This is a genomic window from Nonomuraea cavernae (assembly GCF_040655715.1).
Lineage (GTDB): Bacteria > Actinomycetota > Actinomycetes > Streptosporangiales > Streptosporangiaceae > Nonomuraea > Nonomuraea cavernae_A.
On sequence record NZ_JBFAKL010000005.1, the window covers coordinates 349,812 to 357,207 of the forward strand.

8 protein-coding genes and 1 pseudogene are annotated in these 7,396 nt (G+C 61.9%); 4 read left to right on the forward strand and 5 right to left on the reverse strand.

The window, feature by feature from the left end:
• Positions 1–174: 174 nt before the first annotated feature.
• The 4 genes and pseudogenes from AB0I38_RS10305 to AB0I38_RS10320 all read right to left on the reverse strand — a co-directional run.
• Complete coding sequence (locus AB0I38_RS10305; protein WP_358465117.1) at positions 175–2,082, reverse strand: N-6 DNA methylase; 1,908 nt, start codon at positions 2,080–2,082, stop codon at positions 175–177.
• A 1-nt stretch (position 2,083) separates the two neighbouring features.
• On the reverse strand, positions 2,084–2,683 hold the full coding sequence (locus AB0I38_RS10310; RefSeq protein ID WP_358465120.1) for a restriction endonuclease subunit S: 600 nt from the start codon (positions 2,681–2,683) through the stop codon (positions 2,084–2,086).
• A gap of 58 nt (positions 2,684–2,741) precedes the next feature.
• A complete protein-coding gene (locus AB0I38_RS10315; RefSeq protein ID WP_358465123.1) occupies positions 2,742–2,960 on the reverse strand; it encodes a hypothetical protein in 219 nt (72 codons plus the stop codon).
• A 494-nt stretch (positions 2,961–3,454) separates the two neighbouring features.
• Positions 3,455–3,709 (reverse strand): annotated as a pseudogene (locus AB0I38_RS10320) (IS256 family transposase); the annotation flags it as partial.
• Positions 3,710–3,910: 201 nt separating this feature from the next.
• Between AB0I38_RS10320 and AB0I38_RS10325 the strand changes: the two are divergent.
• The 3 genes from AB0I38_RS10325 to AB0I38_RS10335 are packed head-to-tail and all read left to right on the forward strand — an operon-like array spanning position 3,911 to position 5,724.
• Positions 3,911–4,150 (forward strand): hypothetical protein, encoded by a 240-nt coding sequence (locus AB0I38_RS10325; protein WP_358465126.1) that lies wholly within the window; start codon positions 3,911–3,913, stop codon positions 4,148–4,150.
• A gap of 3 nt (positions 4,151–4,153) precedes the next feature.
• Entirely contained in the window at positions 4,154–5,299 is a 1,146-nt protein-coding gene (locus AB0I38_RS10330; protein ID WP_358465129.1) for a scabin-related ADP-ribosyltransferase, read from the forward strand.
• Between the two features lie 2 nt (positions 5,300–5,301).
• On the forward strand, positions 5,302–5,724 hold the full coding sequence (locus AB0I38_RS10335; protein WP_358465132.1) for a hypothetical protein: 423 nt from the start codon (positions 5,302–5,304) through the stop codon (positions 5,722–5,724).
• 285 nt (positions 5,725–6,009) lie between these two features.
• Here AB0I38_RS10335 and AB0I38_RS10340 read toward each other — a convergent pair whose 3' ends face one another.
• Positions 6,010–6,219, reverse strand: a complete 210-nt coding sequence (locus tag AB0I38_RS10340; protein ID WP_358465135.1) for a hypothetical protein — start codon at positions 6,217–6,219, stop codon at positions 6,010–6,012.
• 269 nt (positions 6,220–6,488) lie between these two features.
• On the opposite strand from AB0I38_RS10340, the gene AB0I38_RS10345 reads away from it, so the two are divergent.
• Entirely contained in the window at positions 6,489–7,253 is a 765-nt protein-coding gene (locus AB0I38_RS10345; protein ID WP_358465138.1) for a hypothetical protein, read from the forward strand.
• Positions 7,254–7,396 lie beyond the last annotated feature (143 nt).

Consider the following 7,396-nt stretch of genomic DNA (forward strand, 5'->3'; position numbering starts at 1 on the left):
CTCCCCATCGCTTGACGATGCCACCAGTTTGCTTCCTCCTGAGGTCATCATGAGGAGATTATCGAGGGCCTCCAAGCAGCTATCAGTGAGCTCGCCGCCATCGCCGAGGCGCTTCAGGGCCGAAAGAGCGAAGACTCCGCGAACTCCTGGCTAGGGGCGACATCGACGGCCCGCTCAGGATGACCTGAAACCCAGGTCGCCGAGTCGGCGCGCGAGTACGACCGCTCCCATCGCACGCATGTTATCAAGGTCAGCGAGGGAAGTTCCGTAACGCTCTCCCCAGGATCTGTAGAGGGTCACGAGCTGTTGGAGCTCCGCAGCCACCCGCTGCGCTAGCGCCGCGCACAGACTATCGCCCAGGGCCTCGATTGGACGTTCCGGTCTTCTCAGGTCGTCCTTATGGCTGGCCCACCAGGACGCAAAGACGCCAGCGAGCCGGTATTGGTCAAGCAAGCCAACGGGTCGAAGGGCTGCGGTGAAGTCGACCGTTAGGCGGTCCCTTTCAGCCAGAAGTTTTCCAGCGGCCCTCAGCGAAGCCAGACGGGGCGTGCTCGATTCCCACCACAGCGAGCACTGCTGCAAGACAGCATTCTTCCTCATGGATCCAAGTTCAGGAAGTCTTGCCGCTGTGAATTCCCAACCTTCTTCAAGAAAGTCATAATACCGCACATCCTTTTCACGGAAAAGATCTTCGACGTCGATTCCGTGATCGTGAAATCGCTCGGCATCGGCCTGCACTTCGCTCTTGGGAACACCGCCTGAGAGCATGGCCCTCACGTCAGGCAATGGCGCGGAAGATATCTGCGAGTCTACATACATCCGGATGCTGAGGATGTGGTCATTTGCTGCGATCTCTTCCAACGAGACGAAGCGGGAGAATCCGGAAAGCTCAGCTCGGCTCCGAAAAACGTCGACAATCATCTCGATGTTCTGTGGCTCCAGCCGATTCTGGGTACGGCCAGATACGATCTCTCGTTCAGCATTGATGAAAAGGACGCCATCGCCCGGCGGCCGCCCACCGCGATCCTCACCATCGAAAACGAGCACGCAGGCCGGCACCGAAGTGCCATAGAAGACATTCGCACCAATACCGATTACGGCTACGAGGCGTTCACTCTCGACAATGCCTCGGCGTATAGCACCATCGGCGCCACCCCGGAAAAGAACACCATGCGGAGCGACCACCGCGCCTCTGCCGGTCGGCCGCAACGATGCCATGGCGTGCTGAATGTTCATTAGATCGGCATGGGCAGGCGAGGCCCAGCCATATTTCATCCGTTCTCGGAGATTAATCGATTTCTCGTCGTAGCGTACTGAAAAAGGTGGGTTACAAAGCACCCGGTCGAACTCCTGCTGCCTGCCGTCAACAAGGAAAGCTGGATCAGTCAACGAGTCGCCATGGCGCAATTCAGCATCAGCGATACCGTGGAGGAGGAGATTCAGCCGCGCCCGAGCGCAGACGGACTGATTAACTTCCTGGCCGAACAACCTCAAGCTCGCTCCGCTGCCTTCCCTCTCCTCGACGAATTCCCGGGCATAGATGAGCATGCCACCGGCCCCCGCGAACGGGTCATGGAGGCTGTGCCCTGCGACTGGCTCCACCAACCGGACCATTAGCTCGCTTACCGAAGGAGGTGTGTAGAAACCACTTCCCCTCTTGCCTTGGAGTTCGGCGTACCTAACGAGGTACATCTCGAAGGCCTTCCCCAGAGTGTCTGTGAATTCTAGAGCCTCATCCGCAAGGGAGACTCCATCCAGAATTTGGACGGCTCCCCATAGTTCGGGGTCGCTCACGCGGTTGCCGTCGATGAATTGCAGCGCTCCTTTAAAGACCTTCTTGTTCATCTCGCCTAGCTCGCGGAATGCCTCAGTCACCCCTGACCCGAGTCTGGACCTATCGCCCGAGATGAGTGAGACCCACGGGCTCGGATGCGGCGTACGAAGGAATCCAGGCTGGTCATGAGCACGCTTAAGAATCACGAGACCAGCAAGCAAATCGAACGGATCACGGACGGTTCCGCGGAGGGCGTCCGCTGCGGCAAGGAGCTTGGCGAACACTTCCGAACAGGTCAGCTTTTTCATCTTACCTCGTTCCATGGATCAGCTCCGCGAAAAGGGACGGACAGAGGTCATCGAGGCGTCGCGCAGTCTCACGATGCAATCTCGCCTGAGCCTGAACCGCCTGAAGTATCGCCACAATGTTCTCTTGGTCCGCTAGCGGCAGCACTGGAATTTCGAATTCCTTCAAGGTCGCCGCGTTGAAGGCGGGAACAGTGCCAACACTAACTCGTTGCAGCAGCCCGTCCTGAACGGGTGGGTGGCTGAGGTAGTACGCCAGAAAAGCAGGCAGCACGCGAGTGTCGTATGCCCGCAGTCGAAGGCACGAAGCCCCAAAGAGCCAGGATTCCTGGGCAGGTCCTACAACTGCAAGCCGTCCGAGCGCACCCTGCCTGACGATGATCAGGTCTCCTGAGCGCACGCTGAACCGCGCAAGCTTGCGTTCCTTTCCTGGAGGTAGGCGGCGCAGCTTCTGTGAGTCAATCGTGTGATCGTCCGCAAGGTTCTGTGGCCCGATCACCGGAACGCCGTCGAACCCATCGTGCAGGTCATCGAGCAAAGTCCCTGATGGTCCTGCGATTACCTCAAATGCCTCGTCCAGACGAATCTGATGGTATTGCTGCACGATTTTCCTTCCAAGAGCAGAGGCTGGGCCAGTCAGATGCCAGCCCAGCCCCCGTCACTTAGACCACGCGAACCCAGCGGTGGAGAATCACCCGAGCCAGCCGCTCCGCGACGACACCGACCATGGCAGTGGCAGCTGCGAGGGCTACAACCCCGCCGTAACCGGCCAGATGCCCGACGACGTACGCGCAGACGATGATCACCACCAGGACAACTACGGCGCGCGTCGCCTTCGACGGCACGGGCAAGGCATTATGGACACTGGCGACCATGTTCAAAAGGACGCCCCCTTCTGTCCCGCATGACGCGGGGCGGGTAGGTCGCATCCCACCCTGTTCGGGCCTGAAAACGCGTGCGGGGTGGGGAGTGCGACGTTCGATGTTTGATCTCAGCGCCCAGACTCATCGCCTGCCCGCCAACTCCAGAATGACATATAAGCTGGCTTAGCACGACCGCTGAGGCGGCTGGTCGACTCGCGTCCAGCCCCAGGCCGCCGGATTCGGTTCGTTTTGCCAGGCCAGCCCATCTTCCTTATCTTTTGTGAAGTACGTCACAGATCATGAGGAAGGCAGCAGACCACTCAAGGTTTGATCGCTTACCGTCACAGCACGCTGAGCGATCAGGTGTCGATCGCTACGGCGTCTATGTCAAGCGCGCCGCCAAACCCGGAACCTGGGTGTCGCGCGTCAGACCGGGTGATCCCAATTCGGGAGCAACAGACCAGACGGGGCGGCATGGCGAGCAATCGTCAATACCTGTGGATCAAGATCTTTCAGGCGACGACCGTAGTCTTCTCGGCTGCCGGTGTCTCCTCGGGGCGTTCGACGAGTTTGCCATTGAGGAAGGTTGCTCCGGCGCGGACCAGGGCGACGAGGTGAGGTGCATTGACCGCGCGCCAGCGGGCCTGGGCGGACTCGATCAGCTTGAACGCCATGGCCAGGCCGGCGGCGCGTGAGCCCGGCCCTTTGGTGACCTTGGTGCGGTGCCTGACGGTGGCGAAGGTCGACTCGATGGGGTTGGTCGTGCGCTGAACGCCCGGCGCCTGCCTCGCTGCCCGGAAAAGCTAAACGAGTAAGTCGTGAGGCCGGGGCAAACCCGAGGACCGCTGGCGCATTGCCTGCGATATTAGACCAATCCCGGCGATTCGGTTGCTCTACCTCCTGCGCCGCAGTCCAATGGCTTCACATCTTGGTCTCGTGCTCGATCACCGTGCCCAAGGGAGCCGCTTATGACCCGGGAGCAAGTGGAGCAGGCGTTACGCCGAGCAGAGCAACTGACCGACGAGGCCAGGACCGGTCTCGACCGGGCAGTGTCGCTCATGTCGCAGAACATCTGGACGGGGCCGGCCGCGCAGCGCTTCGGCCAGGAGCTGACCGGTCAGCGCCGGGTTCTCCTCACCGCGTGCGCAGAGGCAGTGGACGAACTACGGGCACTGCTCGCCCGTACACCCGCGGACAGCCCCGGCTGAGCCATGGGGGAACTCGAAGGCATGGTCCCCGAGGGAGTCCGGGCGCTGAAGGAAGCGTTGCGCGTGGCTGAATCGTCTCTGGGTTCCATCGGGGACGAGTTATGGGAGTTGCTGCGTGGGGCCTGGTTGTCGCCGGTCTCGGCCAACAGGATCCGTCAGGTAGCCGAGTGGGCTGGGCAGCAGGGGCCGGAAATCAATCGGCGGTTGTTGATCTTGGAACGGATGGAGCTCGACAAGCCGGAGCTGTTCGGCGGCGGTAAGCCGGTCTTTGTCGACGATTCGTTGCTCGCCCCCGGAGCGGCTCTCCCGCTGACGGGCGGCTTCTGGGACCGTATGGGCCAGCAGCTCCAGGCCACCTTCGACCCGAACCTGAACTCCGGCAACCCGGTGACCGAACAGGTCAAAGGCGCCGTCGAGGGCGTAGCGGGGTTAGGCGAGATGGTGGTCAAGTTCTCCCCCAATCGCATGCTCTTCGATCACATGGGCTGGGAACGCAACATCAACGACCTGGCCCAGGCCGTGATCTCGGGCGTCCAGGATCCGGTCGGATTCGCCAAGTCAGCAATGGACTGGGACACCTGGGCGTCCAACCCGGACCGTGCCTTTGGCCGCCTCATCCCAGACATCGTGGCGGCGATCACGTCGGTCGGAGCCAGCGGTGTGGTTTCCGGCGGCAAGCGAGTGACCGGAGCCCTCGCAAGAGCCGCAGAGAGCACGCGGGCTCGTCCTCCAACGAAGCCGTCACCACTCGACAGCGGGACCGCTGGACGCGTAGACCAGGACGTAGCCCCACTGTTTCGGGGCGACGGCCGCAGGACGGCAAGGATATTCGAGAACGGCATGACTGCCCGCAGCCCTGAGATGAGCATCGAAGAACACATGACCGGCGGAAATGGCTTGATCGCAGCCTCCGAGAGCAAGAGTGTGGCCCGAGGGTTCGCGATCAAACACAAGGGCTTCATCTATGAGATAGATGACTGGGGCAACGGCACGCCCGTGAAATACACGGGTCGCGTTAAGCATCTGCTGCCTGAGCAGGAGACCGTGTTCACCAAGATCGAGCCTGAGCAGATCAGAGGCGCTTGGAAACTAGGCAGATACGACAATCCAGACACGTGGATTCCGAACCCGAACTATGTACCGAGGTGAGCATGTACAGGCTTGAACTGGTCAGGCTTGCAGACGAGTCGCTTCTGCCATGCGTGGTGACCTTGCGCGATGTCGAAGACGATGAAATATGCGAACTCCGCCTCGATCGGGAGGACGCTTCGCCCCTGATATTCCGATCTCCAGTGGATTTCGAGGACACCCTGATCGAGTTGAGAAAAGAGCTTGAGCGTCAAGGCCTTCTCTTGCTGTGCAACAGGTTTCGTCGGAACGCGTTCGTCTCCTCGATGGCCCGCCAGATGAGCACCGGCCTGTCGTGCTATCTGGTAAGCCCAGGCAAGCCAGTAGATCCCGAGAAGCTCGCCGATTCCCTTGGGCCAGCCCCGCGAGAGGACGTGGTCGTCGCCGAGCAAGGCGCGAAGTACATCAACGAATGGATCGCCAGCTTTGACGACGATAACGAGTAGCTCAGCTAGCCCTAGATCTGATGACACGCCTGATTGCGCAGACGCAACGTGGGGCGGAAGGGCGTCGATGATCTTGCCGTAGATCTGCTCTTGCTGGCCGTGCACGCACTTCGCGTAGACCCGAAGCAGGACGTCAACGCTGTGGCCAGCTCGCTTGGCGACCTCTGGGGCCGGAACGCCCGCGTTGAGCCAGAGCGAGACAGCGGCGTGGCGGAGGTCGTACGGGCGGGCAGCCAGGGACGAGGCGACCTGTGCCGGGGAGAGGGCGAGCTTGCAAGCTTCCTGTCAGACGTAGGAGTGCGCCGAGCTGGAGTAAGTCCCGCCAGTGCCCGTGCGGAAGATCCGGCCGTCCCTGGCCGTGCCGTACTCGGCGACGTGCTCGCGGAGCATCACGACGAGGACGGTCGGGAACGGAGTCTCTCGCCTCTCCTTGTCCGCGCGATGCTTCAAGCTGCGCGACTCGTGGGTCTCACCGGAGTTGGTCCAGCGTTCCATTTCCTTGAGGTCCTGGGCCGTTCCAGGACGATCAGGCCCCAGCCCGATTGATCCTGGCGCGGACCTTGTGATTCAGTCTCTGGATGATCGCTGCTTCCGCCGGCATTCCCTCATGACTATGGCGGTTTGAGCCGATAAAGTGGTGATCTTCGGCTGGCAGCGGCTGCCGGAGTTCCCCAAGGCGGACGCCCATGACACCCCCCGCGCAGACGCCAGCACAGCGTCGCCTGGACACCGCCCTGGCGGACCTGGCCACTACCTTCCGCGGGATGACCGCCCACCCTGACGAACACAACTGCTCATGCCACTGGGGCAGCGCCGAAGACCTGGCCCGCCTGAAGACGCCCGACGTGGAGCTCGATCCTGACCTGCTGCGACGCAGCTGGGAGCCCACCGACTGGGACGACCACGCATCAGTCCTGCGCCGCATCCTGCCCCAACTCGCATCTGCCCTGGTCAGCGGCCAGGTAGCGCCGCTCTTCGGCATGTACGAAGTCGGCCGCTCGCTGGCTCGCGGCAACTGGCAGCAATGGCCGGCCGAGCAGGCCGCCGCAGTCCGCGCCTTCCTGCACGCATGGTGGACCCACAGCCTCATCACGCCCAACACCGCCGTACCCGCTTACGAGGTGCTCGCGCTGTGCGCCGAGGCATCCGCCACCCTCGCCCCCTGGCTCGACATCTGGGAGACATCAACAGACCCCGTGGCCGACCAGCGCCTGACCGAAGCCATAGCTCACTGGGAGTCCGATCTGCTCGAAGACCAACTCCCCTGGGAAACCTGGAACATCGAAGAAGACCTGCTCAGCACACTGACCGCCTGGCTGATTCGCCACGCTCCCGCCCGCCTACGAGCCCATGGCACGCCGCGTCAAGCGGACAGCATTCCTCAACCGGTGTTGTGGACGCCGGCTGCGTCCGCGGCCAGGAGATCGCCAGGCCGATTTTCACCCCTGCCGGCAGCTACTCCAAGGGTTTCGAACACGTCTGGGACGGAGCCCGGTCGATCGGGTACCGCACCGCCACGCCATCGGTGACCCTCTGCGGACGATGCGTAGAACACTGAGCCGAGGAGACGTCGCGAAGGCGCGTGTAGCGATAAATCGGCCCATAGGCTGTCGTCGTGGGACTCTCCGATCTTCGTCGCGAAATGATCCTTGCCGCCATTGCGGAGTACGAC

Excerpts from the sequence above, each read along its gene's own strand:
- AB0I38_RS10325 (WP_358465126.1), top strand. The coding sequence starts at position 3,911 with ATGACCCGGGAGCAAGTGGAGCAGGCGTTACGCCGAGCAGAGCAACTG.
- AB0I38_RS10305 (WP_358465117.1), bottom strand. The coding sequence starts at position 2,082 with ATGAAAAAGCTGACCTGTTCGGAAGTGTTCGCCAAGCTCCTTGCCGCA.
- AB0I38_RS10330 (WP_358465129.1), top strand. The coding sequence starts at position 4,154 with ATGGGGGAACTCGAAGGCATGGTCCCCGAGGGAGTCCGGGCGCTGAAG.
- AB0I38_RS10345 (WP_358465138.1), top strand. The coding sequence starts at position 6,489 with ATGACCGCCCACCCTGACGAACACAACTGCTCATGCCACTGGGGCAGC.
- AB0I38_RS10335 (WP_358465132.1), top strand. The coding sequence starts at position 5,302 with ATGTACAGGCTTGAACTGGTCAGGCTTGCAGACGAGTCGCTTCTGCCA.
- AB0I38_RS10340 (WP_358465135.1), bottom strand. The coding sequence starts at position 6,219 with ATGGAACGCTGGACCAACTCCGGTGAGACCCACGAGTCGCGCAGCTTG.